This window comes from Lentzea chajnantorensis, assembly GCF_054300775.1.
The window spans coordinates 1,253,434-1,277,918 of the sequence record NZ_JBSDZT010000002.1 but is presented as its reverse complement, the minus strand read 5'-3'; the positions used below and the strand labels follow the sequence as shown (position 1 = coordinate 1,277,918).

Below are 24,485 nucleotides of genomic sequence, written 5' to 3'. Positions count from 1 at the left end.
GCCTGACGGCATGAGAAAGGCCCTCGGTCCGATGGACCGAGGGCCTTTCTCGTCGCGCGTCAGTCGTTGTCGGTGACCTTGTCGTAGACCACGTTCAGCAGCCAGCTCGCGAGCGCCACGATGATCGCGCCCCAGAAGGCGGGCCAGAACCCGTCGACGCGGAACGGCAGGTCCAGCTGCTCGGCCAGCCAGCCGGTGAGCATGAACAGCAGCGCGTTCACCACGAGCCCGATCAGACCGAGCGTCAGCAGGTAGAACAGGCAGCCGAAGAACTTCACGAGCGGCTTCACGACCGCGTTCACCAGGCCGAAGATCACCGCCACGCCGATCAGCGTGAGAATCCGCGACCCGGTGCTGCCCTCGCCCAGGTCGATGCCGGGAATGGCCGTCGAGACCCAGACCGCCACGGCAGTCAGCAGCACATGCACCAAGATGCCCATGCCGCAGACTAACCACTTCGGTCCTAAGTGGCCGGGAGCGCCGGCGTGGTGCGCCGGACGCAGAACCGCCCGCGTCCTCTCGCTGGACGCGGGCGGTTCCGTCTTACCCCCTTGGTGATCAGCGTCTCCCCCCGGAGCAGATCCCGTCCCTAAGACACCACAGCCCCCGGTGATGTTGCCCGGTTCCCCGAATGTCACTCGAATGAACCAATGAACGCCTGTGGTTCAGGGCGGTTTGTCCGGTTGCCGGGGTTCGGATCGTGCCAGGTCACAACCGGTGGAGCGGCCCCGCCGGGCCTACGCTGATCACCATGAGCGACAAGCCGCAGGGCTCTGGGGAAAGCACGCTGACCGTCGTACTCGCCCTGCTGGTGAACCTGGCGATCGCCATCACCAAGGCCATCGCGGGCGTGCTGACCGGTTCGGCCGCGATCCTCTCCGAGGCCGCGCACTCGGTGGCCGACACGTTCACCGAGGCCCTGCTGCTCACGGCCCTGCGCCGCTCCGACCGCCCGGCCGACCGCCGCCACCCCTTCGGCTACGGCAAGGAGCGCTACTTCTGGTCGCTGCTGGCCGCCGTCTCGATCTTCGCCTCCGGCGCGATGTTCGCGTTCTACGAGGGCTTCCGCACCGTCTTCGGCGAACCGGAGGAGCAGACCCGCCCCCTGGTCGGCTACATCGTGCTGGCACTGGCGTTCCTGCTGGAGTCCGTGTCGTGGACGCAGGCGTTCCGCCAGGTCCGCTCCCAGTCCGCCGAGCACGGCAAGAGCTTCTGGGCGTTCCTGCGCGAGTCCGACGACCCCACCGTGAAGACCGTGTTCCTGGAGGACTCGGCGGCCCTGATCGGCCTGGTCCTCGCGTTCACCGGCCTCGGCCTGCACCAGCTGACCGGCTCGTCGGTGTGGGACGGCCTCGCGTCACTGGCGATCGGCGTGCTGCTCGCCCTCGTCGCCTACACCCTGGCCCGCACCAACCGCGGCCTGCTGATCGGCCGCCAGGCGGACCAGGTGGTGGTCAAGGCGATCTGGAAGTGGCTCGCCGACCTGCCCGAGGTCGACGCCGTGGTGGACGTCCTGACGATGCTCATCGGCACCGACCGCGTCCTGCTGTGCGCCCGACTGGACTTCGACGACTCCATGACCGCCCACGAACTGGAACTGGCCTGCGTGCGCATCTCCGCGGACCTGCACTCGGAGTTCCCGGACCTGGACGAGATCTTCCTCGAACCGGTCCCGCGCACCGACCCCGAACTGCGCCGCCGCGTGCTGGAGCGCTACGGCTTCTAGCGGCGCGTGTCCGTCCGGTGGAAGTTCAGGTACGCGCGGCTCGGCGTCGGCCCCCGCTGCCCCTGGTACCGGCTGCCGGCCTGCGTCGAGCCGTACGGGTGCTCCGCCGGGCTCGACAGCTTGAACAGGCACAGCTGGCCGATCTTCATGCCGGGGTGCAGCGTGATCGGCAGGTTCGCGACGTTCGACAGCTCCAGCGTGATGTGGCCGGAGAACCCCGGGTCGATGAACCCGGCCGTGGAGTGCGTGAGCAACCCGAGGCGCCCCAGGCTGGACTTGCCCTCCAGCCGGCCCGCCAGGTCGTCCGGGAGCGTCACCATCTCGTAGGTGCTGCCCAGCACGAACTCACCGGGGTGCAACACGAACTGCTCACCCTCCGGCGTCTCCACCAGGCTCGTCAGGTCGTCCTGCTGCTGCGACGGGTCGATGTGCGTGTACTTCGTGTTGTTGAAGACCCGGAAGAACCGGTCGAGCCGCACGTCGATGCTGCTCGGTTGGAGCATCTCGGCGTCGAAGGGGTCGAGGTGGAGACGGCCGGACTCGACCTCTTTGCGCAGATCCTGGTCACTCAGCAGCACCTGGGCAGGGTAACCGAGTTGGTCCGGCTCGCCGACGAGGACGGTGAGACGTCACGTTGCCGGGCTGTGTATGATCGGCTGCGAGCTTGCTCCTGCGGGTGTAGTTCATTGGTAGAACGACAGCTTCCCAAGCTGTAGAGGCGGGTTCGATTCCCGTCACCCGCTCCACCCGAAGGCCCTCCTCGCGGAGGGCCTTCGTCGTTCCGGCCATCGGCACGTCACGCCGCCAGCTCCGCGAGCGGGACGACGGTGCAGCCACGCAGTTCACGGATCACCGCCGACGCCAGCACCCAGCGCACGGCCGGGTCGTCGTAGGGCACGGAGACCGCGCCCGCCGGGACCGGCGCGAGCAGGCCCTTCCGGTAGAGCACACCTCGCACGCCGGCGATGGGGTGCTCGCGGACGCGGAGCGCGACGGCACCGCGGCGCAGCGCCGGACACAGCTGGCACGCACCTCGTGGCGCAAGGCGCGCACACAGGTGGTTCTGTCGAGCCCATCCCCTCCGGCCACGACGCCCAGTCGCCGCGGTGGTCGCGGTGCAGCCACAACGTGCCCAGGCCGGTCCGATCCGCGGGCTCACCGCACACCTGGCACAGCAGGTGCTCCATCGCGTGCCGCTGCCTGTGCGAATGGACCCGGCCGAACTCAGGCCGGCCCACGCCTCGGTTGACCGCGGTCTGGCGCCAGAGAACGCCGTGCGGATCGCGGTCGGCCGGAGGCTCCTCGGCGTAGGCGATGCCCCGTCCGGGGCGTTCGACCACCCGGCACAACAGGTCCTGTTCAGCACTCCACGCGGCCACGTACGGCACAACGACATCCATGCGGCGAACGGTAAGAACGAGTCGGCCTGCTCTTTTGCCCCCGTGGCAAGGTCGCCTGATCGAGTTACACCGGAAGACCCGCGCGGTGCGCCATGCCGCGCAGTTCCCGGACCACGCTGTCCCGCTTGACCTTCGTCAGCAGTTCCGCGAGCACCGACCGCATGAACGGATGCCGGTGGATGCGCGCGGGCGACAGCTGTTCGGCGCGGCGCAGCACCAGCACCGCTTCCTCGTGCCTCCGGGGCAGGTGCGCCAACGCACGGCCGCACTCGCGCCAGTAGGCGGCGCGTCTGGTCGGTGAGGGCAGCGCGGCGGGCACGACGGTGGTTGCGATGCGGGCGGCTTCGGCGTGGTCGCCGGCTTCGAGTGCCACGGACATGCGCCAGACGCCGACGTTGCTGGGGCCGAACCCGAACCACAGCGCGTTTCCCTCGCCCGTGTGCGCGGCGAGGTCGGCCGCGTGCGCGAGCGCCGCTTCACGCTCGGCGGCGTCGCCCCTCGCCGCCGCGGTGAGCGACGCGGTCAGGGCGATCATCCCCGTTGCCTCCGCGGCTTCCTTCGTGCCCGTTCCGAGGCCGGGAACGGCGAGGGCCTGCGCGGCGAGGTCGAACGCACCGGCGCCCATGAGGCCGAAAGCGGTGCCGAAGGCGCTCACCGCGTGGGAGAGCGGGTCGTCGGTGCGGGCCGCGGCTTGCTGCGCGAGCAGGACGGCTTGCCAGCCGAGGTCCAGGTTGGCGCCGATGTCCGTGAGCCACGCCTGAGTGCCTTGGACGTGCGTCAACGCGAGCAGGCGCAGCACCGGTTCGACGTCCCGGCCGGCCTGGACGGTCGTGTGCAGGTCGCGGACCAGTGCCGGCAGTGCGTCACCGACCCGCGCGTACTGGCATTCCTGCTGTGCCTTCAACAACGCCGTCACGCGCCTGGTGAGCACCTCGACGGGCAGGGCCTCACCGCGCGGCTCGCCCATGCCCGCCGCGAGCAGCGCCAGCCGGACCGCGTTCAGCGAGCGGTCCTCGTCGAGCTCACCGGGTGACACCACCCCGGGGCCGGTGATCTCGCTCGGAGCCACCTCGAGCGCATCGGCCAGGGCCACGATGAGCGAGCGGCGGTCCAGTGCTCGCGCACCGGACTCCAGCCTCGACAGGTACGACGGTGAGATGCCGGCGAGACCGGCGACGACGGCGAGCGACTTCCTGCGGGCGTGGCGGACCTGCCGCAGGCGGCGGCCGATGTCGCTGGTGGAGGGTTCGTCGGGCACGACAGCACCTCGTTCGCCTGATCGCCGCCGGAGCGAGTGGAGAAGCTCGTCCGAGGGTAGCGGGACGGTCGACCTGGCAAAGGACGTGTCAGCGGCCGCGGCTGGACCGGCTGTGAGGGTCTGTCAGTCGACCGGTAGGCCCCACGGTCGGCGGTCCAGGTCCACCCACCCGCCACCACGGGCCAGCGCCGCACGCACCCCCGCGACGTGCTCCGCGAACGAGGCCAGGTCCCCGTGCAGCAGCTCGGCGCGTTCCACGTCCAGGGGATGGACGTCGTCGTGCCACAGGTCGACCGGGAACGACGCCACGAAGGTCATCGACTGCAGCAGTTGCAGCAGCGCGGCGGAAGGCGACGGTGACTCGGTCAGGTAGTCGGTGCGGATCGAGTCGCAGGCGGCCAGCAGGTCGCGGACCTGGCGGATGGCGTCGGCCGGGGTGCCGTCCCAGGACGGGCCGGGGTAGACGCGGTCGGCGAGCTCCAGCCAGAGTCGCCAGCCTGCGGTCAGTTCCGCGTCGTCCGCCGGACGCCATGCACCCATGACCTCCACTGTGCATGCGGACGAAGCGGGAGTCTCGTGACGATGACGCACGCCACGGCAACCAACGGGTGATCTGCGCGTCTCGCGGCGGCGTGGCGTGGCGCCGCGAGACGCGCAGGAAATCAAGCCCTGACGCGCTCGCGCTCGTCGGAGTTGAGCGAGTCGAGCAGGGCGTCGCGCTCGGTGGAGGGCTCCTTCTTCAGGAAGCCGATCGACAGGTACAGCACCAGCGAGAGCAGCAGGGGCCACGAGACGAGCACGCCCTTGGTGACCCACGCGGCCTTGCTCATCTGCTCGACGTAGAGGAACGCCCACATGCCGAGGCCGCCGACGACCGAGGCGATGGCGGCCGTCGAGCCGATCTTGCGGAACCACGGGAGCAGGCCCAGCATGAGCGGGATCGCGATCGGGCCCATCGTGGCGGCGACCAGGTCGACGACCACCTTGAGCACGAAGCCCTGGCCGCCGGAGGCGATGGCGATGATCATGCTGATGCCGATGAAGAGGAACGTCGTGACGCGGGCCAGGACGAGCTGGTTGTCCGCGGAGAACGTCTTCACCTTCTTCCAGATGTGCGGCAGCATGTCGCGGTTGATCACGGCGGCGATGACGTTCGCGTCCGAGGACACCATGGCCATCGTGTGCGAGAAGAAGCCGGCCAGGACGAGGCCGATCATGCCGGCGGGCAGCATCTGCTTGCCCATCTCGATGTAGGCGTTCTCCGCCTGCGCGCCTTCGAGGCCGGGGACGATCAGCGGCGCTGCCCACATCGGGAAGAACAGCACCAGCGGCCACACCAGCCACAGCGCGGACGACAGCAGCGCGGACCGCTTGGCCGCGAAGCCCGACGGCGCGGCCATGTAGCGCTGCGCCAGGTTCCACATGCCGCCGTTGTACTCCAGCGTCTTGATCAGGAAGAGCGCCATGAGGAACGTCGAGGTGTACGGGCCGGCGAGCGGGTCGCTGTGGCTGTCCGGGAGCCTGTCCCAGATCGTCACGGGGAAGCCCCAGCCGAGGGTGTCCGCGACGGCGATGAACATCGCAAAGCCCGCGGCCGCCTGGATGATGAACTGGCCGAAGTCGGTGAGCGCGTCCGCCCACAGGCCGCCGAGCACCGAGTAGACCATCGTCACCAGGCCGATGATCACGATGCCCCAGGTGATCGGGACGCCCGCGAAGCCGCGGAGCAGGATCGAGACGGCCGCCCACTTCGCGGCGATGTCGACGACCTTGAGCAGTGCGCCCGCGTAGGCCATGACCTGCTGGGTGGGCAGGTTGTAGCGCTTGGCCAGGTACTCGAGCGGCGACTTGACGTCGTGCTTGGAGCGCAGCCGGTTCCACCGCGGTGCGAACAGGAACGCGCCGATGCCGACGCCGATGCCGATCGTCAGCGACCACCACACGTAGACGGTGAGACCGAGCCGGTACGCCTCGGACGCGAACGCCACGAACATGACCGCGCTGTAGCCCGACATGTGGTGGGAGATGCCGGACAGCCACCACGGCATCTTGCCGCCCGCCGTGAAGAAGTCGGCGATGTTCTGGACCCGCCCGCGCGACCAGAGCCCGATCGCGACCATCACGAAGAAATAGCCGACAACCACGATCCAATCGAGGGTGCCCATGTGACCTCCTTGCGTGCACACACGTGTGCCCGCGAGAGCACCAGGCCTCATGGCGGCGGGAACCTGGCACATCCGCACGGGATATGTGACGTAGGTCTTACGAGACCGTTGCCCCTGGGTGGAAGACCTTGGCCAGTCTTGAATCACATTCGTGACCCTTGTTCACTTACATGAACGGCACTTTCCACGTCATGCGGCCGGGGGAACGACGTCATTCCTCTGGAAGCACGAACGGAGGTGCTGATGCTCCCGCCAGGCCGGCCTGCTCCCGGCGTCGCGCTGATCGACCCCGTACCGCTCTACCGCGAGGGCCTGTCCTCGCTGGTGAGGCGGACCGCCGGCCTGCGCTGGCTCGGGTCGACGGGGCACCCGGAGGCCGCCGCGCGCCTGCAGGAGCACCTGAACCCGGACGTGCTGCTGGTCGACTCGATGCTGGACCCGGTGGGGCAGCTCGCGCGGCAGCTCCTCGAACGCGACAGCCGGCTCGTCGTGATCGGGCTGGCCAGGGACGCGCACTCGCACGCGAACTACGTCACGAGCGCGCTGGAGGCGGGGGTTCGCGGTGTGGTGCCGCGGTCGGCGGAGCCGGAGCAGATCGTGCGGGTGATCTCCGAGACGCTGCGCATCCGCGGGTACGTGCACCCCGACCTGCGCTGCCGGGAACGGCCGGCGCTGACCCGGCGCGAGTACGAGGTGCTCACGCTCATCGCGGACGGGATGGAGAACCGGCAGGTCGCCGACGCGTTGATCGTGTCCGTGGAGACCGTGCGGACCCACGTGAAGGGCATCCTCCGCAAGCTGAGCGCGCGCGACCGGACGCACGCGGTGTCGCTCGCGTACCGGTCAGGCCTGCTGCTGAGCCTGCCAACCGTGTTCGAGTAGGCCGAACAGCTCCGCCGCCGCCCGCTCGCGGTCCGGCCGGCTGAAGATCACGTCACGGGCCTCCAGCGCGAACCGGGCGAGGCCCGCGCACCGGACGTCGCCGGGTGGCGCGCCGATCTCCGCGGCGATGGCCTCGGCCAGCGCCTTCTCGTGGCGGAGCCACATCGTGCGCTGGTAGGCGCGCAGCGACGGGGTGCTCTCGACCAGCCGGGCGAACGACTCGAACAGCGGGTGGTCGACGTGGCCCTCCGCGGCGCCGACGAAGTGGTCGCGCAGCGCGGCCGGGATCGACGTCCCGGCCGGGCGGTCCCGCACGGCGCCGATGAGCGAGGACTCCATCTCGGCGTCCTCGTCGAACAGCAGCGCCTCCTTGCTCGGGAAGTGCTTGAACAGCGTCGTCACCGACACGTCGGCGCGGTCGGCGACCTCCTTCACGCCCACGTCGTCGAACCCACGCGCCAGGAACAGCTCCAGCGCCGCGTCGGCGATCGACTGGCGGGTCTGCAGCTTCTTGCGCTCACGGCGGCCGAGTTCGGTCACGCCGGCAGCCTACCCTGCGAGTTTAACCACTTCAAAAGTGTAGTCATTGCACTTTTTGAGTCAGTGCGCTTTCATCGGTGGCATGACCACACCACGCATCGCCATCGCCGGAGCCGGTCTCGGCGGCCTCACCTGCGCCCGCGTCCTGCAGCAGCACGGGTTCACCGACGTCACCGTCTTCGAGCGGGAGAAGCTCCCCGGACGCCCGCCAGCAGGGCGGCACGATCGACCTGCACGCCGACAGCGGCCAGCAGGCGATCCGCGCCGCCGGCCTCTACGACCAGTGGCGCGCGCTCGCCCGGTTCGAGGGCCAGGAGCAGCGCAAGGTCGACCACGCCACGGCCGCGCTGGTCGAGCACGAACCGGCCGAGGGCGACTTCCGGCCGGAGATCGACCGAGGGCAGCTGCGCGGCCTCCTGCTCGACTCGCTCGCGCCGGGCACCGTCGCGTGGGGCCTCGGCGTCACCGGCGCCGCCCCGCACGAGGTCACGCTCACGGACGGCACCACCGCGACGTTCGACCTGGTCATCGGCGCGGACGGCGCCTGGTCACGGGTGCGCGGCGCGGTCTCGGCCGCCGTGCCGCGGTACACCGGCGTGCTGTTCGTCGAGGTCCGGCACGACGGCGACGAGGCGCTGCTCGACCTCACCGGCCAGGGCACCATGGTCGCCGACCACGACGGCCTGATGCTGTGGTCGCAGCGCAGCAGCGGCGACCACATCCGCGCGTACGCGTGCCTGCGTGCCCCCGAGGACTGGCAGCCCTCCACCGCCGACCTGCTGGACGTCTACGCCGACTGGCACCCGTCGCTGCGGGCGTTCCTGCGCGGCGAGCCCGTCCACCGGCCGCTGTACGCCCTGCCCGTCCCGCACCGGTGGGACCCGACGCCGGGCGTGACGCTGCTCGGGGACGCCGCCCACCTGATGCCCCCGCTGGGCGTCGGCGCGAACCTCGCACTGCAGGACGCCGCCGAACTGGCGCTCGCGGTCGCCCGCGACGGTGTCGACGAGGGCGTGCGGGCCTACGAGTCCGTCATGGTGCCGCGTGCGGTCGACTTCGCCGAGCGCACGGAGGCCGGACTGCTCGACATGGTTCCCGCACGCCCCGTACGCGTCTGACCTGCTCTCATGTCCGACCTCATGTCCGATTCAGGCCGCGCGGAGGACTGTCTGCTTCGCCACCGGTGGGTGGTCGCCCTTGCCGGGGTTACTGTCGGGTAATACTCTGTTGTTACCGGTCAGTAGGCGACCCCGCCGCGACCCTGAGGAGTGAGCTGACGAGATGGGCCACTACAAGAGCAACGTCCGGGATCTCGAATTCAACCTGTTCGAGGTCTTCAACGTGCAGGACCACCTCGGCAAGGGGCCGTTCGAGCAGTCCGACGAGGACACCGCGCGCGGCGTTCTGGCCGAGATGAAGACCCTGGCGGAGGGTCCGCTCGCGGACTCGTTCGCCGACGCCGACCGCAACCCGCCGAAGTTCGACCCGGCGACGCACTCGGCGACCCTGCCGGAGTCGCTGAAGAAGTCGTACCAGGCCGTGTGGGACGGCGAGTGGTACCGCATGTTCCTGCCGGAGGAGCTGGGCGGCTTCGGCACCCCGCCCTCGGTGGCGTGGGCCGCGTCCGAGCTGATCCTGGGCGCCAACCCGCCGATCTACATGTACCTGGCGGGCCCGAGCTTCGCGACGGTCGTCTACAACAACGGCACCGAGCGCGACCAGCACTGGGCGCAGCTGATGATCGACCGCGGCTGGGGCGCCACGATGGTGCTGACCGAGCCGGACGCCGGTTCCGACGTCGGCGCCGGCCGCACCAAGGCGATCAAGCAGGACGACGGCACCTGGCACATCGAGGGTGTGAAGCGGTTCATCACGTCCGCCGACCAGGACCTGACCGAGAACATCATGCACATGGTGCTCGCCCGTCCCGAGGGTGAGGGCATCGAGGCGAAGCCCGGCACCAAGGGCCTGTCGCTGTTCCTGGTGCCGAAGTTCCACTTCGACCCGGAGTCCGGCGAGCTGGGCGAGCGCAACGGCGCCTTCGTCACCAACGTCGAGCACAAGATGGGCATCAAGGCGTCCACGACGTGCGAGCTGACGTTCGGCCAGCACGGCGTCCCGGCCAAGGGCTGGCTGCTCGGCGAGGTGCACGACGGCATCGCGCAGATGTTCGACGTCATCGAGTACGCCCGCATGATGGTCGGCACCAAGGCCATCGCGACGCTGTCGACCGGCTACCTGAACGCGCTGTCCTACGCCAAGGAGCGCGTCCAGTCCGCCGACCTCACGCGGATGACGGACAAGACCGCCCCGCGCGTCACCATCACCAACCACCCGGACGTGCGCCGCAGCCTGATGCTGCAGAAGGCGTACGCCGAGGGCCTGCGCGCCGTGTACCTGTACACCGCGACGTTCCAGGACAAGGTGATGCTCGGCGGCGACGACGCCAAGCTCGCGGCCCAGGTGAACGACCTGCTGCTGCCGATCGTCAAGGGCGTCGGCTCCGAGCGCGCCTACGAGCAGCTCGCGCAGTCGCTGCAGACCCTGGGCGGCTCCGGCTTCCTGCAGGAGTACCCGATCGAGCAGTACATCCGGGACTCGAAGATCGACTCGCTGTACGAGGGCACCACGGCCATCCAGTCGCTCGACTTCTTCTTCCGGAAGATCATCCGCGACAAGGGCCAGGCGCTCGCGTTCATCAACGGCGAGATCCAGTCCTTCCTCGACAACGAGGGCGGCAACGGTCGCCTCAAGGAGGAGCGCGCTCTCCTGAAGCAGGGCCTGGAAGACCTGCAGGGCATGCTCGGCGCCCTCGTCGGCTTCCTGACCTCGTCGCAGGAGGACGTCCGCAACCTCTACAAGGTCGGCCAGAACTCGGTCCGCCTGCTGATGACCGCGGGTGACGTGCTCGTCGGCTGGCTGCTGCTGCGCCAGGCCGAGGTCGCGCTGGAGAAGCTCGGCGGCACCCCGTCGGCCAAGGACAAGGCGTTCTACGAGGGCAAGATCGCGGTGGCGTCGTTCTTCGCGAAGAACGTGCTGCCGGAGCTGACCGCGCGCCGCAAGGTCACCGAGCAGACCGACAACTCGCTGATGGACATCGACGAGAGCGCCTTCTAGGACGCGATCACGACGACGGGTCCGCGCACCTCTGCCCGAGGTGCGCGGACCCGTTTTCAGTCGGTCTCCGTTTTCCGGCTCCTGCTCACTCCTTGAGCGCCCGCGCGGCGACGAAGCAGTAGACGCCGAACGCCGCGATGCCCACCGCGACCGCCGACAGCAGGAACATGCCGAACGGCTGCGCGGCCAGCGTGTGCAGCGCCTTGTCCATGCCGCCGGACTGCTCGGGGTCCGCGTTGATCGCGGCCAGTCCGACGAGGACGCCGATGACGCCGTACGCGACGCCCTTGCCGATCCAGCCGATCCGGCCGACGGGCTCGACCCACGACGGCGCACGGCTCATGTCGAGGTCCTTCTCGAACGACTTCTTGAAGCCCTTGTAGGCGATCACGCCGGCGGTGACCAGGACGCCGATCGCGATCGCACCCACGATCAGCTGGCCGCCCGGCCACGCGAGCACCTGCGCGGTCAGCTCCTGCTGCTGTTGTGTGGAGTCACCGGTGGCACCGCTGGTGGCGTACTTGAACGCACCGAACGCGATACCGCCCGCAGTGATGGCACGTGCCGCGGAGCCGACGCGTTTGGAGATCCGCTTGCGCTTCTTGCTCACGTAGGTGTAGCCGACGAAGGCCAGGATCAGCTGCCACACGGCGAAGAACACCAGACCGATGCCGACGGCCCACAGCAACCAGGCGCCGTTCTTCGCGAGCTCGCTCAGCGCTCCCTTGGAGTCCGTCCGCTCGGCGTCCGTGCCGAACGCGACCTGGAGCGCGAGCCACGCGATGAGCACGTGCACCGCTCCGTACACAACCATCCCCACCCGCCCCAGCGTCTGGACGACGGGGTGTCTTCGCGCCTCATGCGCAACAGTGGCCACGAACGGGTGAATACCCGCTCGTGGCCACGGCAAATCCCGGGTTCGGGTCAGCCGCCCGCAGGCGGCGGACCCTCACAGATGATCTTGAACTGCGGGTCGTAGCGGACGGTGCGCGACTCGCTGCGGGTCTGGCCCGTGCGGCGGTCCTTGATCGTGCGGGTGTCCGTCACGGAGAAGCCGGGGGCGCCGTTGCTCGGCGTGCACCCCTCCTTGGTGATCTTCTTCTCCTGCGGCTGGGTCGGGGCGAACTCACCGCTGGTGGAGCCGGTGACGTCGTAGTTCTTGGTGCCCCAGAGCACGATCTTGATCGACGAGGGGGTCCAGATCGTCTGGATGGCGACGCCCGTGTCGTCCGGGTTCGTGAACGCGATGTCGATCAGGCTGTTGCCCGCGCCGTCCATGAACACGGTGGCCTCGCGGCCCTTCGGATACCGCGTGATCCAGTAGCTGTGCTCCTTGTGGCCCGCGTCCTTCATGCCCGCGTAGTAGGACGCGTTGTAGAGCGTGGTCGCGAACTGCGAGATGCCACCGCCGACCGCCTTGCCCGGGATGCCGTTCTCGATGATGCCCGCCTCGACGTAGCCCTGCGCGGTGCCGCGCGGGCCGGTGTGCTTGTTGAGGCTGAACGTCTCCTTGGGCTTCACGATCGCGCCGTTGACCTTCTCGGCCACGACCCGGATGTTCACGCCCGACGTCGCGGCGAAGCCACCGGTCTGGAACTCGCCGATGACCTCCTTGATGCCCATCTTGTTCGCCTGCTCGGTGGTGACCTTCGCGGGCGTGTGCTTGTACTCGAACTTCAGCTCGCGCCCGTCGGTCTTCCTGAGCGTGTCGAAGTAGGGCTGGATGTTCTTGTCCCAGTCGACGTCGAGCCCGTCGACGGACGGCTTCACGGTCGGCCGGCCGCCCTCGAACACGATCTGGGCGTCCTTGCCCTCCTTGACCGTCTCCTTCAGCGGCGGAGCGGCCACCTCGACGAGCTTGTCCTTGTTCACGCCGACGTCGAGCGCGCCCCCGTCGAGGGGCACGAAGTTCAGCGTGGCGGCGATCTGCTCGGGCGCGAGGACCGCGTCCTTGCCCTCGCCCTTGATCGTGACCGGGGCGGAGACGGCGGTCTTCACGACCTCGTTGAGCGCCTTCTCGACGCCCTCCTTGGTGGTCTTGACCGGGGTGAAGTCCATCGGCACGTCGACCGGGTCACCGGAGGCCCAGTTGGCCACGACGGTGCGCGCCGCGTCCTCCGTGCGCATCTTCTGACCGGCGTGCGGCTCGACGGCGACCGGGGCGGCGCCCTCGAACCTGATGGTGCCCTCGATCGGCTCGTGGTCGAGCTCGGGGCGCAGTGCCTCGAGCGCGCCGGCGACCTTCTCGTCGTCCGCCTTCGTCGCCACGCCCACCTCGCGGCTGGTGAAGAACGACGTCACGCGGGTGATCGGGGAGAGCGGCTGGCTGCCGGCGCGGTCGATCGTGGCGTTCCAGTCGAGCTCCAGGCCCGCCGCCTTCGGGTCGAGCTCGCCCGTGACGTCACCGGCCTTCAGCGCGACCGGCTTGCTCAGCCGCGGCTCGATCGCCTCGCGCAGCTTCCCCTCGGCCTCGGAGTGGCTCATGCCGCCGACGTCGACGCCCGCGACGGTGACGCCGCGGGGCACGTTGCCGCTGGAGACGAGCATGTCGAGGCCGTACAGCAGACCGAAGGCGCCGACCACGGCCGCGGCCACGATCAACGCCTTCTTCTTCGTGTTCTTCGGCTCTGCCCCGTCGTCCTCGTCGCCCGGTTCGATCATCACGGGCCCGTAGACGCCGGAGTCCTCCGGCAGGGGCTGCGGCGGGGTCACCGGTCGCATGTACTCGGTGGCGTCCTCGCCGGCGGGAAAGCCGACACCGGGCACGGCGGCCGTGACGGTCGGCTGCTCGGTGTCCGGTTCCTCCGACGGCCAGGCCTCGGTGGACGCGTTCACGTTCACGGGCGCGATCTGGGTGGTCTCCTCGGAGGCGGTGCCTCTCGGGTTGACCGGTGGCATCGCCCTCGTCTTGTCAGCGTCGTACGGCACAGCTCTCCCCGTTGCCCTGTCTCTCCACTGAGGCGGCGTATACGTGTGTACAGCTAGCAGTTCACCATCTCGAACCGGCGGCTCACAGGTACAGGCCGGTGCCGTGCTCGGTGAGCTCGCTGGCCACAGCGTGCAGATCGCGTTCCCTCAGCACGAGGTACGTGGTGCCCTGCACCTCGACCTCGAGCTGATCGTCCGGGTTGAACAGCACCCGGTCTCCCACCTTCACGTGCCGCACGCTGGTACCGACTCCGAACACGCTGCCCCACGCCAACCGCTTCGCCATCTGGGCCGTCGCGGGGATCACGATGCCACCGCTGGACCGCCGCTCGCCGTCCTCCGGCGAGATGCGCACCATCACACGGTCGTACAGCATCTGGATCTCGAGCTTGACATCAGGCACCCGCAGAGTCTACGTGGCCTGCGGAGGTGCCTCGTCCATGCCGCCCATCAGCAGCGGGAGCCGGGTCGGTGCATCGGCAACCACTCGAACGGGGACGCCCCAGTCCTGCCTGGTCAGGCGGCAGACCGGGTGTTCGTCGGCAGGATCGTCACTGCAACTGGCCGCCTGCGCTACGACGTGCAGAACGCCGTTCGTGACCTGATCGTTGATCCGCAACGCCCGTACCAGTTCGGTGCCGACGCCCGCGCCCTCCAGGATCAGCTCCGGGGGTGAGCTGGTGATCTCCAGGCGGGTGGACGGTCCGTACCGTTCGTCCAGTTTCGTCCCGGTCGGCGGGGTGAAGACGACGGCGAGCTCGACCGCACCGGCCGCGATGTCGGTGCTCGGCCGCTTCACCCGGTGCGCCTCGCCGTCGACCTTGACGGCCGCGGCGGTGAACCGCTCGAGCCGGTGCGCCGCGCTCGCCACGACGACGAGCTCGCCGTCCACGACCAGCGCGTCACTCGGCTCGGCGAGGTCGGTCGCGATGGTGCTGACCGTCCGCGTCTCCGGGTCGTACCGGCGGATCGCGCCGTTGTAGGTGTCCGAGACCGCCACCGACCCGTCGGGCAGCACCGTGACGCCGAGCGGGTGCTGCAGCAGCGCCTCATCCGCGTCGCCGTCCCTGTGCCCGAACGCGAACAGCCCCTTGCCGACCTCGGTGCGCACCTCGCCGTTCTCGAGGTAGCGCAGCGCGGAGGTCTCCGAGTCGACCATCCACAGCCGGTCGCCGGCCGCGGCCAGCCCGCTGGTCTGCGCGAAGAACGCCCCCTCAGCCGGACCGTCGTTGATGCCCTCGACGGTCGTGCCGGCGAGCCTGCTGACCTGGTTCGTCCCCGGGTCGAAGAACCCGAGCGTGTGGTTGCCGGCCATGGCGATGGCGACGCCGCCGTTCCACCACGCCACGTCCCACGGGCTGGTGAGGTCGATCTTGTCGGCCGGTCCGTCGGTCTGGCCGTCCCGCCACTGCTCACCGGTGCCCGCGATGGTCGTGACCTCGCCGGTCTCCAGGTCGAGGCCGCGGAGGAGGTGGTTGACCGTGTCCGCGACGACCACGTCGTAGCCGTGCGTGTTCGGCACCAGCGTGAGCCCGGCGGGCTCGGAGAAGGTGGGGTTCAGCCCGTCCGCGCGCCCGCGCTCACCGGTGCCGATGCGCCGGACGACCGTCTCGCCGTCCGCTTCGAGCTCGACGAGGCTGTGGTGGGCGCTGTCGCTGACCAGGATCGTGTTCCGCGGCGTGACGATCGCCTTGGCGGGGAACCGGAGCGTGGTGCTCGGCGGCTCCGGCGCGACGTACGGCCCGCTGCCGCGGTGCAACGTGCCCTTCGCCGCGTGCTCGGCGACCAGCTCGCCGATGATCGTGTCGAGCGCGTCGACGTGCCCCTCACCGGCGGCGACGTGCACGACGTACCCCTCCGGGTCGACCAGCGCGAGCGTCGGCCACGCCTTGACCGCGTACTGCTGCCACATCTCCAGCTCGGGGTCGTCGAGCACCGGGTGGTGCACCTCGTAGCGCTCGACGGCGGCCTTCAACGCCTCCGGGTCCGCCTCGTGCACGAACTTCGGCGAGTGCACGCCGATCGTGACCAGGACGTCGGAGTACTTGGCCTCCAGCGGCCGCAGCTCGTCGAGGACGTGCAGGCAGTTGATGCAGCAGAACGTCCAGAAGTCGAGCAGCACGACCTTGCCGCGCAGGTCCCTGAGGCTGACCGCGGCGTCACCGGTGTTCAGCCAGCCGCGGCCGTGCAGCTCGGGGGCACGGACACGGGCACGGCGCTTGGCAGTCGTCACGGCCGTATCCAACACTGTGGACGGTGGCGGTGTTCCGGCGTCCATCATGTGGACTGGGCCAGCACCGCGCGCAGGTCGCCCACGCCCTGGCGCCACAGCGGTCCGTGCCCGGCGTCGTCCCAGAGCACGGCGAGCTCGGAGTTCGCCAGCACGCGGTCCAGCGCCCTCACTGCCAGCGGAGGCAGGTCCGCAGGGAACGCGGGGAGGGGCTCGCGGGGGCCGTAGGCGGTGGTGACCGGCTTCCCACCGGGACACTGCGCGGCGACCAGCGTGGCTGCCGCTACGGCTTCGCTGCCGTCATCGGCCTCGACGTCGTCCGCTTCGGCCGCGACGGCCAGGACGGCCCGGACGATGCCCTCGCGCTCCTCGGCCCGCGCCTTGTCCAGCCTGCCGGCGAAGTCCGCTGCCGCGTCGTTGTCGAACGACCCGATGTCCCAGGTACCCAAGGCGATCTCCCAGCGCAGGTGGAAAGGCGGCGTGGTGCCGTCCGGCGCTGATCATGCGCGACCGCGCGGCCCCCGCGAGCGGCCCCCTGACCACGCGCCCGCCGAACCTGTCGACGTCGACAGGTTCTGAACCGTTTACGTGCCGTCGGCGTAGAGGTCGCCGGGAGGTGCGCGATGGTGGAGTACCTGGTGATCGGCGCCGGTCCGGCGGGTCTGCAGATGGGGCACTTCCTGCACGAGGCCGGGCGCGACTACGTGATCCTCGAAGCGGGGCCGTCGGCGGGCACGTTCTTCCGCGAGTTCCCGCGGCACCGGGTGCTGGCGACGGACGACAACTCGTTGTTCGGCACGCCGTTCGAGCGGTACAGCAAGCGGGCGTTCCCGCCGGCGGACGAGCTGGTGCGGTACCTGGAGGACTTCGCGCGGCCGTTGCACGTGCGGTACCGGACGCGGGTCGAGGGCATCCGGGGCAACGAGGTCCGGCACGCGCACGGGCGGATCGAGGCGGAGCGGATCATCCTCGCCACCGGGCGGGCGAAGGAGCACCTGCCGCGGATCGAGGGAATCGGGCTCGCGGAGACGTACGCGACGGCCAGCACCGACCCGACGGTGTACGCGGGGCAGCGGGTGCTGATCATCGGGCGGGGGCACAGCGCGTTCGAGACGGCGGACCTGGTGTCGTCGACGGCGGCGGTCACGCACACGGTGGGGCGGACCGTGCGGCGGATCGCCAGGCACGGCAAGGGGTTCAAGGCGGTGCTGGACACCGGGGAGCTGTACTACGACCGGGTCATCGCGTGCACCGGGTTCAAGCGGGACACCACGCTCGACGTGCCGCACGTGCACCTGGCGGCGGGTGACTCGATCAGGGCGATCCGGCACTCGACGAGGGCGCTGCACCGGACGCTGGAGGCCGAGCACCACGGGGTGCCGTGGCCGCACCGCAAGCTGCGCAACCGGCCGGACGCGCTGGCGGCGGCGATCGCGACCAGGGCTCGGGAGATCCCGGAGGGGCTGGCGGATGTCGTTGTGCCGCAAGGGCAGAACGCACTGCTCTACGACGAGATGCCGGCCAGGCGGCGCACCGGGTTCGTCGTCACCAACGCGCAGGTCGAGCACTACCGGCACAACGAGCTGATCGCCGTGGAACGCAGGCTGCACCGCAAGCCGCTGGAGAGGTTCTTCTCCACGCAGCTCGCGGTGCCTTGTATCGCCTGAAAGGCCTTACACCACCGGGAACTCGTGCAGCTTGGTGTTCTGGCCGGCCTTGACGGTGCACGGCGAGGTGAAGGTGCCGAGGAACGTCGTCGAGCCGTCCGCGTGGCGCGGGGTGAGCGTCAGCGAGGCGTTGCCGAGGTTGACCGTGGTGGTGCCCGCCTTGGTCAGCGTCAGCGACGGGAACGTGCCGGTGCCGGTCACGTTGAACGTCCCGGAGGAGGCGACGTTCGTCTTCGGGATCGCGAGCGTCGCCGTGACCGACGAGACGCTGCCCGCGTTGTTGATCGTGTTCGTGGTGCTCAGCGTGCCCTCGACGGTCGCGGCGCCGAGCCAGTTCAGCACGCCCGTGGCCGCGGCGGAGACGGTCGAGACGACCTGGGTCTGACCGCCCGCGGTGGGCGTGCCGACGGTGGCGGAGTCCGGCAGGTTCGTCGCGGTGACCGTGGACGGCTGGTCCTGCAGGCCGATCAGGGTGAACGTGCAGGAGTACGTGATGTTCAGGGTCACGTCGGCGGCCTGGCTGGTGCCCGCCGCGACAATGCTCGTCGCTCCGGCGAACAGGACGACCGCGGCGGCACGTGCGATGATTCCGAGTTTCATGGCAGGGTTCTCCTGAGTGCGGCATCGAACTGCAGGGAATGGAGCTACTGGTCAGTAAGGTAGCGACGCCGACAATGCAAAGCAAGCATCAGCGCGTTTTTGTCATCCGCGTAATAATTGCCGCGGTGCGATTTGTCAGTCGAGACCCAAAAACGCGCGGACCCGCAGTGCGAGTTCGAGCGTGAAGCGTTCGCCGGCGTCCTGCAAACGGTCGCCGAACAGTTCCTCCAACTGGTTCACCCGGTATCGCACGGTCTGCGGGTGGACCGCCAGCCTGGCCGCGATCTCCGGTGCGCCACCGCGGGCGGAGAGCCAGGCGAACAACGTCTCGGCGAGCTTCGTGCGTTGCCGGGCGGTCAACGGCGCGAGGGGCGCCAACGCGCGTTCGGCCAGCTGACGGGCCAAGAACTCGTCGGCGAGCAGGGTCAGCTCGACCAGGTGGTCGGCGCAGTCGAGCACCTGGTCACCGGGCAGCACCCCGGCGTTCGACAGCGCCAGCACCCGGCGGGCGCAGGCCAGCGACCGGCGCGCCTCCCGCGGTGGCACGGCCAGCCCCACCACGGCCCGCCAGCCCACCGCGCGGACCATGCGCGGCACCTCGACCGGGTTCGGGACCAGCACGTACGGCGTGGCGTCTTCGAGGTTGACCAGCACGTCCTGCGGCAGCAGCAGCTCGTCGACGTGCCCGGACGACGGCTCCAGCGCCACCGCGCACAGCGAGTCCGGCATCGGCCACGCCGCCACGTCCGCCGCGTCGACGACCGACTGCCACGGCACCGGCGGGTCACCGACCAGCAGCTCCGTCAGCCGCCGGCGCTTGCGCTCCAGCGTGCCGGCGGCACTGGCCTGAGCCGCGGCGTACCCGTCGACCGACAGGCTCACCAGCTCGTCGACGTGCGCGATCATCGCCTCGCCGAGCACGCTCATCAGGTGCAGCGACAGCGTCCGCCGCTCCGCGAACGCGCACACGTGCCGCCACGCCACCCGAGCGCCGATCCGGTAGGCCGCCTGCAGGCTGTCCAGGCTGCGGCCGGACTTGAACTCCCAGGCGCCGAGCTTGCGGTGGATGTCGTGCGGGTAGACCAGCGCATCGGGTGCCGCGATGTGGTCGACGAACTTGTCCAGCGCCTGCTGAATGCCTTCGATGACGTTTTCCCGGAAATGCTGGTACTCCGGAATCGATTTCTCGATCGCCTCGAAGATGCTCACGGCGAGCGGCGGTATCTCCCGACGCAGAAGTGGCGCGAGTTCGCGGGGCACCGAACTGCGTGGATCGTCCGGTTGGCTCATTCACCCTCCCACTGCCCGGAGCGTACGGGGCAGGTGAAAGGACGTCGTCAGCCAACCGGACGAAGCCGCAGTCGGGACGACCGCACTACGCCACGGGCAGGGTGCGGTCCAGGAACGCCGTCGTCAGGTCCCACGCGCGGTCGGCGGCGGCCTTGTCGTGGAAGTGGCCGAGGTGGTTGTGGAACGCGTGCCCGGCCGGCTGCAGGTGCACCTCGGCGCCCTCGTGCGAGTCGGACGCGTCGACCACCTTCTGGTAGCCGGGGATGAAGTCGTCCTCGGTGCCGAAGTGGAAGATGATCGGGCAGGACACCTGGTCCAGCAGCGCGACCTGGTCCGGCACGCCCGAGCCGTAGAACGACACGGCGGTGTCCGGGTCGGAGACCGCGGCGGCGTTGAACGCGAGCGTCCCGCCCAGGCAGAAGCCGAACACGCCGACCCCGCCGGAGACCTCGGGCAGCGAGCGCAGGTACTGCACCGACGCGACCACGTCCTGCACGGCCTGCGGGAAGTCCAGGCCCTGCACGACCTCCATGGACCGCGCGACGCCGGCCTCGTCGTGCTCGCCGACCCAGCCCGGCTGGAAGCGGTGGAAGAGCTCGGGGATCGCCACGACGTACCCGCGCGCGGCGAGGTCGGCGGCGACCCCCTGCAGGTAGGAGTCCAGCCCGAAGATCTCCTGGATCAGCACGATGCCGGGGCCGGTTCCGCTCTCCGGCAACCAGACCGGGAGCGGGATGTCGTTCACGCGGTGAGTCATGGGGTGATCCTGCCGGAAGGTCGACTTCGCGCCCACGCCCGCCCGTGCGACGGGAAAACCCGTCCCGCACGCGCGGCCGGTGCCCGATAATCGGCCGATGATCAGGCTGATCGCCACCGACCTCGACGGCACCCTGCTGCAGCCGGGCGGTGTGCTCAGCGACCGCACGCGCGCCACGCTGGAGGCCGTCGACGCGGACGTCGTCGTGGTGACCGCCCGGCCGCCGCGGTTCGTGGCGGACCTCGGGTTCACCGGGACCGCGGTCTGCTCCAACGGGGCGATCGTCTACGACCTGGCCGGCCAGAGCGTCACGCACGCGCAGACGGTGCCGCTGGACGTCGTGCGGACGGTGTCGGAGGCGCTCGCGAACGTCATCCCGAACGTCGGCATCGCGGTCGAGACCGGCCTGGAGGTGTTGTGCGAGCCCGCTTTCCGCGGGTTCAGCGCCAACAACCCGCACCGGACGCTGGAGCTGCTCGACCACGTCCTCGACGAGGCGCACCAGGTAGTGCAGATGCTCGCGTGGGCGCCGGACAGCGAGTCCGACCACATGATGGAGATCGCCAGGGAGGCGGTCGGCCAGCACGTCTCGGTCACGCACTCGGGCGGGCTCGGGCTGCTGGAGATCAGCCCGCCGGGGGTGTCGAAGGCCGCCACGCTCGAAGCCCTCTGCGCGACGCGCGGCATCGGTCAGCACGAGGTCGTCGCGTTCGGGGACATGCCCAACGACCTGTCGGTGCTCGGCTGGGCGGGCACGGCGTACGCGATGGGCAACGCGCACCCGCTCGTGAAGCAGGCCTGTGCGAACCACGCGCCGCCGAACACGGAGGACGGCGTCGCACAGGTCCTCGAACGGCTCTTCCGCCTCTAGGGCCTAACGGCGCGGCACCGAGGTGGGTCCGGCCACCTCGGCACCGAGCTCCGCCACCCGCCGCCGCAGCTCGCGGTCAGCGGTCACGACCGTCACCGCGCGGCCGGCGCCCTCGGTGCGCACGACCTCGACGACGGTGTCGTCACCGGAGTGCTCCGCGGCGACGACCCGCACGTCGTCGACGCTGGACACGGTGCGCGCCTTGCCTTCCACGACCAGGACGACCTCCTCGTCCCGGCCGCGCAACGCGTCGCGCAGGCGTTCGGCCGCGCCCGCGCGGTCGCGCCACCACCCGTCGGGCACCGAACCCACGACGTTGGCGGCGTCGACCACGAGCAACGGCTTCACGCCCGTCAGCCTGCCTCAGCCGCGGCGGGCCCGCAGCGCGTCCAGCGAGTCCGGGTCGGGGCCGGTGTCGGACAGCGCGGCCGAGACCGGGGAGGACACGCCGGCCCACCGCAGCACCGCCGCCGTGGCCGCCGCGCGCCGGTCCTCCGGCAGCTTCGCGATGTTCGCGCCGTGGTTGCCGGCGGGCACCTCGAACGACAGCGAGTCACGGGTGCCGGGCCCGAGCCGGAACGGTTCCGCGCTCCACGGGTCGTTCTGCCCGTACACGAACAGCAGGCGGTTGCCCTGGTGGCGCACCCAGCGGTCGACGTCCTTCATGGCGTGCCGGTCGAAGCGCGGGAACCTGATGTCGGGGGACACCATCGTGCGCGGCACCGAGACGCCGGGGTGGCGCAGCAGGTCCGCCACCGCCGACTCGTCCGCCTCCGGCCAGCCGAGCTGCGTGCCAGCCTGGTAGTAGTACGCCGCGTAGGGCGCGACGCCCGCGTCGTTGTAGAAGTCCCAGCCGACGGTCTTGTCGATGAACGTCCAGAGGTCGTCCACGGACGCACCGGCGCCCGGAACCAGCGCGCACTGCTCCTGGGTGCCGTACTGCCAGAACGTGAACGGCGTGTCGAGCACCAGCACCTCCAGCGCCCGGTGCCCGCCGCCGAACTGCTGGAACGTGTAGCCCCGCGCGGTCAGCCTGGCCACGATCTCGTCGCGGTGCTGCAAGAGCTGCCGCTGCACGCCTTCGAGCCGGCGGTTGCAGGACGGGTCGGTGCCGACCTCGCGGATGAACTCGCCGTAGGTGTCGCGGTCGTTCACCACGTCGTTCGGCGTGACGTAGGCGATGGTGGCGTCGACGTCGCGCGGGAAGAACCGCCGGTGGTAGATCGACGTCATGCCGCCCTTGCTGGCACCGGTCGACAGCCACTTCGCGCCGTAGAGCTCCTTGAACGCCGTGACGATCCGGTGGTGGTCGTTGGCCGCCTGCCAGATGGTCAGGTCGTCCCAGTCGGCCGGTGACGGGCGCGAGGGCGCGAAGAACCGCTGTTCGACGCTGAGCTGGTTGCCGTCGACGAGCCGGGCCGGTTCGGAGGCGCCGATCGTGCCGGGCAGGTTGTAACCCGTGGTGTGCAGCACCATCGGGCGGGAGACGTCCTTGTGCAGCAACGAGAACCGCTGCTCGAACCGCTGGCCGCGCGGCTTGCGGTGGTCCGCGGGCTGCTGGATGCCGAGCACGAACGTCCTGGCGGTGCCGGACGTGCCCTCGCTGATGATCCGCACACCGGGGATGGCGGCGATGCGGTCCTTGATGTCGGTGGCGGCGGTCGCGACCGCCGCTGTGGCCGTGACCTGCGCTGATACCAGGCCGAACGCCAGCAGGGAGCGTACGAGTCTGTTCACGCTCCGACGCTAGCCAGCGGCGGGCGGGCGGCGGACCGGCCGATCGGCGGGACTGCAGGTGGCTTGCAGCGGACTTGGAGACGCCTTGCAGACCGGCCCCCGAACCTGGGTCCACGTCCGAAGAGGGGGACTGACATGAAGGTTCGAGAATTGCTCGGCACGACAGCCGTGGCCGTCGCGCTCGTCATGGGGACGGCGAACGCGAACGTGGCCACCGCCGACGAGATCGGCGTGATGTTCAACTGCGGCAACTACCCCGCGGGCAAGCAGACCGCGAGGGACGAGGCGCTGGCCAGGTCGACGACGTGGCTCCAGGCGCGGGTGCCGTACAGCCAGAGCGCCTGCCACAACAACCAGTTCGGCTCGTACCGCACCGACTGCAGCGGCTACCTGTCGATGATCTGGGGGCTGGCCCACTCCTACACCACGTCGACGCTGCACCAGGTGTCGCACACGATCAACCGGGCCGACCTGCAGCCGGGTGACGCGCTGAACTGGCCGGGCCAGCACACCGCGTTGTTCCTCGGCTGGGCCGACGCCGCGCGGACGATGCCGCGGGTGCGCGAGCAGGCCGGTCCGAACGGCTCGCCCACGGTGGAGCGCAACTGGTCAGCCGCGACGGCCGCCAAGTACACGCCGATCCGCTACAACAACATCGTCTCGTACAACGTCGCCGGCGACATCGGCACGAAGTGGCGTGCGATGGGCGCGGAGAACAGCGTCGTGGGCGCCCCGGTCAACAACGAGCAGGACGGCGCTCCCGGCGGTCGCTGGCAGGGCTTCCAGCACGGCAACATCTACTGGACCCCGGCGCTCAACGCCCACCCGGTCTACGGCGACATCCTGACCCGGTTCATGGACACCGGTGACGAGCACCGCTGGGGCTACCCGGTCAACGACGAGTCGCCCGGCGCGCACGGTGGGCGGTGGCAGCAGTTCCAGACCGCGCACTTCTACTGGACCGCGGCGACCGGCGCCTTCCCCGTGTACGGCGAGATCCTGACCAACTTCATGAACGCGGGCGACGAGCACCGCTGGGGTTACCCGCTCATGGAGGAGGCGGCCGGCGCCAACGGCGGTCGTTACCAGAAGTTCCAGAACGGCATCTGGTACTGGAGCGCGCGCACCAGCGCGTACCCCGTCTACGGCGACATCCTGACCAAGTTCCTGTCGACCGGCGACGAGCACACCCACGGCTACCCGAAGGAGGCCGAGAAGGACTGGGCCGGCGAGACGGGCGGTCGCATGCAGACGTTCGAGAACTCCACCTTCTACTGGACCCCCGCCAAGGGCGCCTGGTCCGTCCGGAACGGGTGA

Annotated in this window: 25 protein-coding genes, 1 tRNA gene and 1 pseudogene; 9 read left to right on the top strand and 18 right to left on the bottom strand. The window is 69.9% G+C overall.

The window, feature by feature from the left end:
* Nucleotides 1-59: 59 nt before the first annotated feature.
* Nucleotides 60-440 (bottom strand): phage holin family protein, encoded by a 381-nt coding sequence (locus ACVDFE_RS06890; RefSeq protein WP_360394144.1) that lies wholly within the window; start codon nt 438-440, stop codon nt 60-62.
* 311 nt (nt 441-751) lie between these two features.
* On the opposite strand from ACVDFE_RS06890, the gene ACVDFE_RS06885 reads away from it, so the two are divergent.
* Nucleotides 752-1,726: a cation diffusion facilitator family transporter gene (locus ACVDFE_RS06885; RefSeq protein ID WP_360394141.1), complete on the top strand. Its 975-nt coding sequence runs from the start codon at nt 752-754 to the stop codon at nt 1,724-1,726.
* Here the strand turns inward: ACVDFE_RS06885 and dcd are convergent.
* Entirely contained in the window at nt 1,723-2,304 is a 582-nt protein-coding gene (dcd, locus tag ACVDFE_RS06880) for a dCTP deaminase (RefSeq protein WP_360394139.1), read from the bottom strand. The genes ACVDFE_RS06885 and dcd overlap by 4 nt on opposite strands.
* A 94-nt stretch (nt 2,305-2,398) precedes the next feature.
* Here dcd and ACVDFE_RS06875 point away from each other — a divergent pair.
* Nucleotides 2,399-2,472: transfer RNA gene (locus tag ACVDFE_RS06875), tRNA-Gly, on the top strand.
* Nucleotides 2,473-2,522: 50 nt separating this feature from the next.
* Here ACVDFE_RS06875 and ACVDFE_RS06870 read toward each other — a convergent pair.
* From ACVDFE_RS06870 to ACVDFE_RS06855, 4 genes are all read right to left on the bottom strand, one after another.
* On the bottom strand, nt 2,523-2,684 hold the full coding sequence (locus tag ACVDFE_RS06870) for a hypothetical protein (protein ID WP_458429917.1): 162 nt from the start codon (nt 2,682-2,684) through the stop codon (nt 2,523-2,525).
* A 506-nt stretch (nt 2,685-3,190) separates the two neighbouring features.
* Nucleotides 3,191-4,384, bottom strand: a complete 1,194-nt coding sequence (locus ACVDFE_RS06865) for a helix-turn-helix domain-containing protein (protein ID WP_458429916.1) — start codon at nt 4,382-4,384, stop codon at nt 3,191-3,193.
* 123 nt (nt 4,385-4,507) lie between these two features.
* On the bottom strand, nt 4,508-4,924 hold the full coding sequence (locus ACVDFE_RS06860; protein ID WP_458429915.1) for a hypothetical protein: 417 nt from the start codon (nt 4,922-4,924) through the stop codon (nt 4,508-4,510).
* Nucleotides 4,925-5,046: 122 nt separating this feature from the next.
* Nucleotides 5,047-6,549 carry a sodium:solute symporter family protein gene (locus ACVDFE_RS06855; protein WP_360394115.1) on the bottom strand — a complete coding sequence of 501 codons (1,503 nt, stop codon included), beginning with the start codon at nt 6,547-6,549 and terminating at the stop codon, nt 5,047-5,049.
* Between the two features lie 243 nt (nt 6,550-6,792).
* Here ACVDFE_RS06855 and ACVDFE_RS06850 point away from each other — a divergent pair, with 243 nt between their 5' ends.
* Nucleotides 6,793-7,431: a response regulator transcription factor gene (locus tag ACVDFE_RS06850; RefSeq protein ID WP_360394112.1), complete on the top strand. Its 639-nt coding sequence runs from the start codon at nt 6,793-6,795 to the stop codon at nt 7,429-7,431.
* Here the strand turns inward: ACVDFE_RS06850 and ACVDFE_RS06845 are convergent.
* The gene (locus ACVDFE_RS06845) at nt 7,393-7,971 is read right to left on the bottom strand and encodes a TetR/AcrR family transcriptional regulator (protein WP_458429914.1); all 579 of its coding nucleotides are present in this window, start codon (nt 7,969-7,971) and stop codon (nt 7,393-7,395) included. The two genes, ACVDFE_RS06850 and ACVDFE_RS06845, sit on opposite strands and share 39 nt — an antisense overlap.
* Nucleotides 7,972-8,053: 82 nt before the next feature.
* On the opposite strand from ACVDFE_RS06845, the pseudogene ACVDFE_RS06840 reads away from it, so the two are divergent.
* Nucleotides 8,054-8,128: pseudogene (locus ACVDFE_RS06840) on the top strand (hypothetical protein); the annotation flags it as partial.
* 13 nt (nt 8,129-8,141) lie between these two features.
* On the opposite strand, the gene ACVDFE_RS06835 reads toward ACVDFE_RS06840, so the two are convergent.
* Nucleotides 8,142-8,453 (bottom strand): hypothetical protein, encoded by a 312-nt coding sequence (locus ACVDFE_RS06835; protein ID WP_458429913.1) that lies wholly within the window; start codon nt 8,451-8,453, stop codon nt 8,142-8,144.
* 72 nt (nt 8,454-8,525) lie between these two features.
* Between ACVDFE_RS06835 and ACVDFE_RS06830 the strand changes: the two genes are divergently transcribed.
* Together ACVDFE_RS06830 and ACVDFE_RS06825 are read left to right on the top strand one after the other, a co-directional pair.
* On the top strand, nt 8,526-9,089 hold the full coding sequence (locus tag ACVDFE_RS06830) for an FAD-dependent oxidoreductase (protein ID WP_458429912.1): 564 nt from the start codon (nt 8,526-8,528) through the stop codon (nt 9,087-9,089).
* 163 nt (nt 9,090-9,252) lie between these two features.
* A complete protein-coding gene (locus ACVDFE_RS06825; RefSeq protein WP_458429910.1) occupies nt 9,253-11,088 on the top strand; it encodes an acyl-CoA dehydrogenase in 1,836 nt (611 codons plus the stop codon).
* An 85-nt stretch (nt 11,089-11,173) separates the two neighbouring features.
* On the opposite strand, the gene ACVDFE_RS06820 is transcribed toward ACVDFE_RS06825, so the two are convergent.
* The 5 genes from ACVDFE_RS06820 to ACVDFE_RS06800 all read right to left on the bottom strand — a co-directional run bounded on the left by ACVDFE_RS06820 (nt 11,174) and on the right by ACVDFE_RS06800 (nt 16,695).
* Entirely contained in the window at nt 11,174-11,902 is a 729-nt protein-coding gene (locus ACVDFE_RS06820; protein ID WP_458434282.1) for a DUF1206 domain-containing protein, read from the bottom strand.
* A gap of 110 nt (nt 11,903-12,012) precedes the next feature.
* Nucleotides 12,013-13,809: a VanW family protein gene (locus ACVDFE_RS06815; RefSeq protein ID WP_458434281.1), complete on the bottom strand. Its 1,797-nt coding sequence runs from the start codon at nt 13,807-13,809 to the stop codon at nt 12,013-12,015.
* Nucleotides 13,810-14,098: 289 nt separating this feature from the next.
* Complete coding sequence (locus ACVDFE_RS06810) at nt 14,099-14,392, bottom strand: GroES family chaperonin (protein ID WP_360394817.1); 294 nt, start codon at nt 14,390-14,392, stop codon at nt 14,099-14,101.
* 36 nt (nt 14,393-14,428) lie between these two features.
* Nucleotides 14,429-16,294, bottom strand: coding sequence for an NHL domain-containing thioredoxin family protein (locus tag ACVDFE_RS06805; RefSeq protein ID WP_458429908.1), 1,866 nt, complete (start codon nt 16,292-16,294; stop codon nt 14,429-14,431).
* Nucleotides 16,294-16,695 (bottom strand): DUF4259 domain-containing protein, encoded by a 402-nt coding sequence (locus tag ACVDFE_RS06800; RefSeq protein ID WP_458429907.1) that lies wholly within the window; start codon nt 16,693-16,695, stop codon nt 16,294-16,296. The genes ACVDFE_RS06805 and ACVDFE_RS06800 overlap by 1 nt, the downstream gene beginning before the upstream one ends.
* A gap of 174 nt (nt 16,696-16,869) precedes the next feature.
* On the opposite strand from ACVDFE_RS06800, the gene ACVDFE_RS06795 reads away from it, so the two are divergent.
* A complete protein-coding gene (locus ACVDFE_RS06795; protein WP_360394098.1) occupies nt 16,870-17,913 on the top strand; it encodes an NAD(P)-binding domain-containing protein in 1,044 nt (347 codons plus the stop codon).
* Between the two features lie 6 nt (nt 17,914-17,919).
* Here ACVDFE_RS06795 and ACVDFE_RS06790 read toward each other — a convergent pair whose 3' ends face one another.
* The 3 genes from ACVDFE_RS06790 to ACVDFE_RS06780 all read right to left on the bottom strand — a co-directional run bounded on the left by ACVDFE_RS06790 (nt 17,920) and on the right by ACVDFE_RS06780 (nt 20,560).
* The gene (locus ACVDFE_RS06790) at nt 17,920-18,513 is read right to left on the bottom strand and encodes a DUF6801 domain-containing protein (RefSeq protein ID WP_360394095.1); all 594 of its coding nucleotides are present in this window, start codon (nt 18,511-18,513) and stop codon (nt 17,920-17,922) included.
* A 135-nt stretch (nt 18,514-18,648) separates the two neighbouring features.
* On the bottom strand, nt 18,649-19,722 hold the full coding sequence (locus ACVDFE_RS06785) for a helix-turn-helix domain-containing protein (protein ID WP_360394093.1): 1,074 nt from the start codon (nt 19,720-19,722) through the stop codon (nt 18,649-18,651).
* 166 nt (nt 19,723-19,888) lie between these two features.
* Nucleotides 19,889-20,560, bottom strand: coding sequence for a dienelactone hydrolase family protein (locus tag ACVDFE_RS06780; RefSeq protein WP_360394090.1), 672 nt, complete (start codon nt 20,558-20,560; stop codon nt 19,889-19,891).
* Between the two features lie 97 nt (nt 20,561-20,657).
* Between ACVDFE_RS06780 and ACVDFE_RS06775 the strand changes: the two genes are divergently transcribed.
* Entirely contained in the window at nt 20,658-21,431 is a 774-nt protein-coding gene (locus ACVDFE_RS06775; RefSeq protein WP_360394087.1) for an HAD family hydrolase, read from the top strand.
* Between the two features lie 3 nt (nt 21,432-21,434).
* Here the strand turns inward: ACVDFE_RS06775 and ACVDFE_RS06770 are convergent, their stop codons facing one another.
* The gene (locus tag ACVDFE_RS06770) at nt 21,435-21,779 is read right to left on the bottom strand and encodes an NTP pyrophosphohydrolase (RefSeq protein WP_360394084.1); all 345 of its coding nucleotides are present in this window, start codon (nt 21,777-21,779) and stop codon (nt 21,435-21,437) included.
* Nucleotides 21,780-21,794: 15 nt separating this feature from the next.
* On the bottom strand, nt 21,795-23,168 hold the full coding sequence (locus ACVDFE_RS06765; RefSeq protein ID WP_360394081.1) for a S28 family serine protease: 1,374 nt from the start codon (nt 23,166-23,168) through the stop codon (nt 21,795-21,797).
* A 135-nt stretch (nt 23,169-23,303) separates the two neighbouring features.
* Here ACVDFE_RS06765 and ACVDFE_RS06760 point away from each other — a divergent pair, with 135 nt between their 5' ends.
* Entirely contained in the window at nt 23,304-24,485 is a 1,182-nt protein-coding gene (locus ACVDFE_RS06760) for an LGFP repeat-containing protein (protein WP_458429906.1), read from the top strand.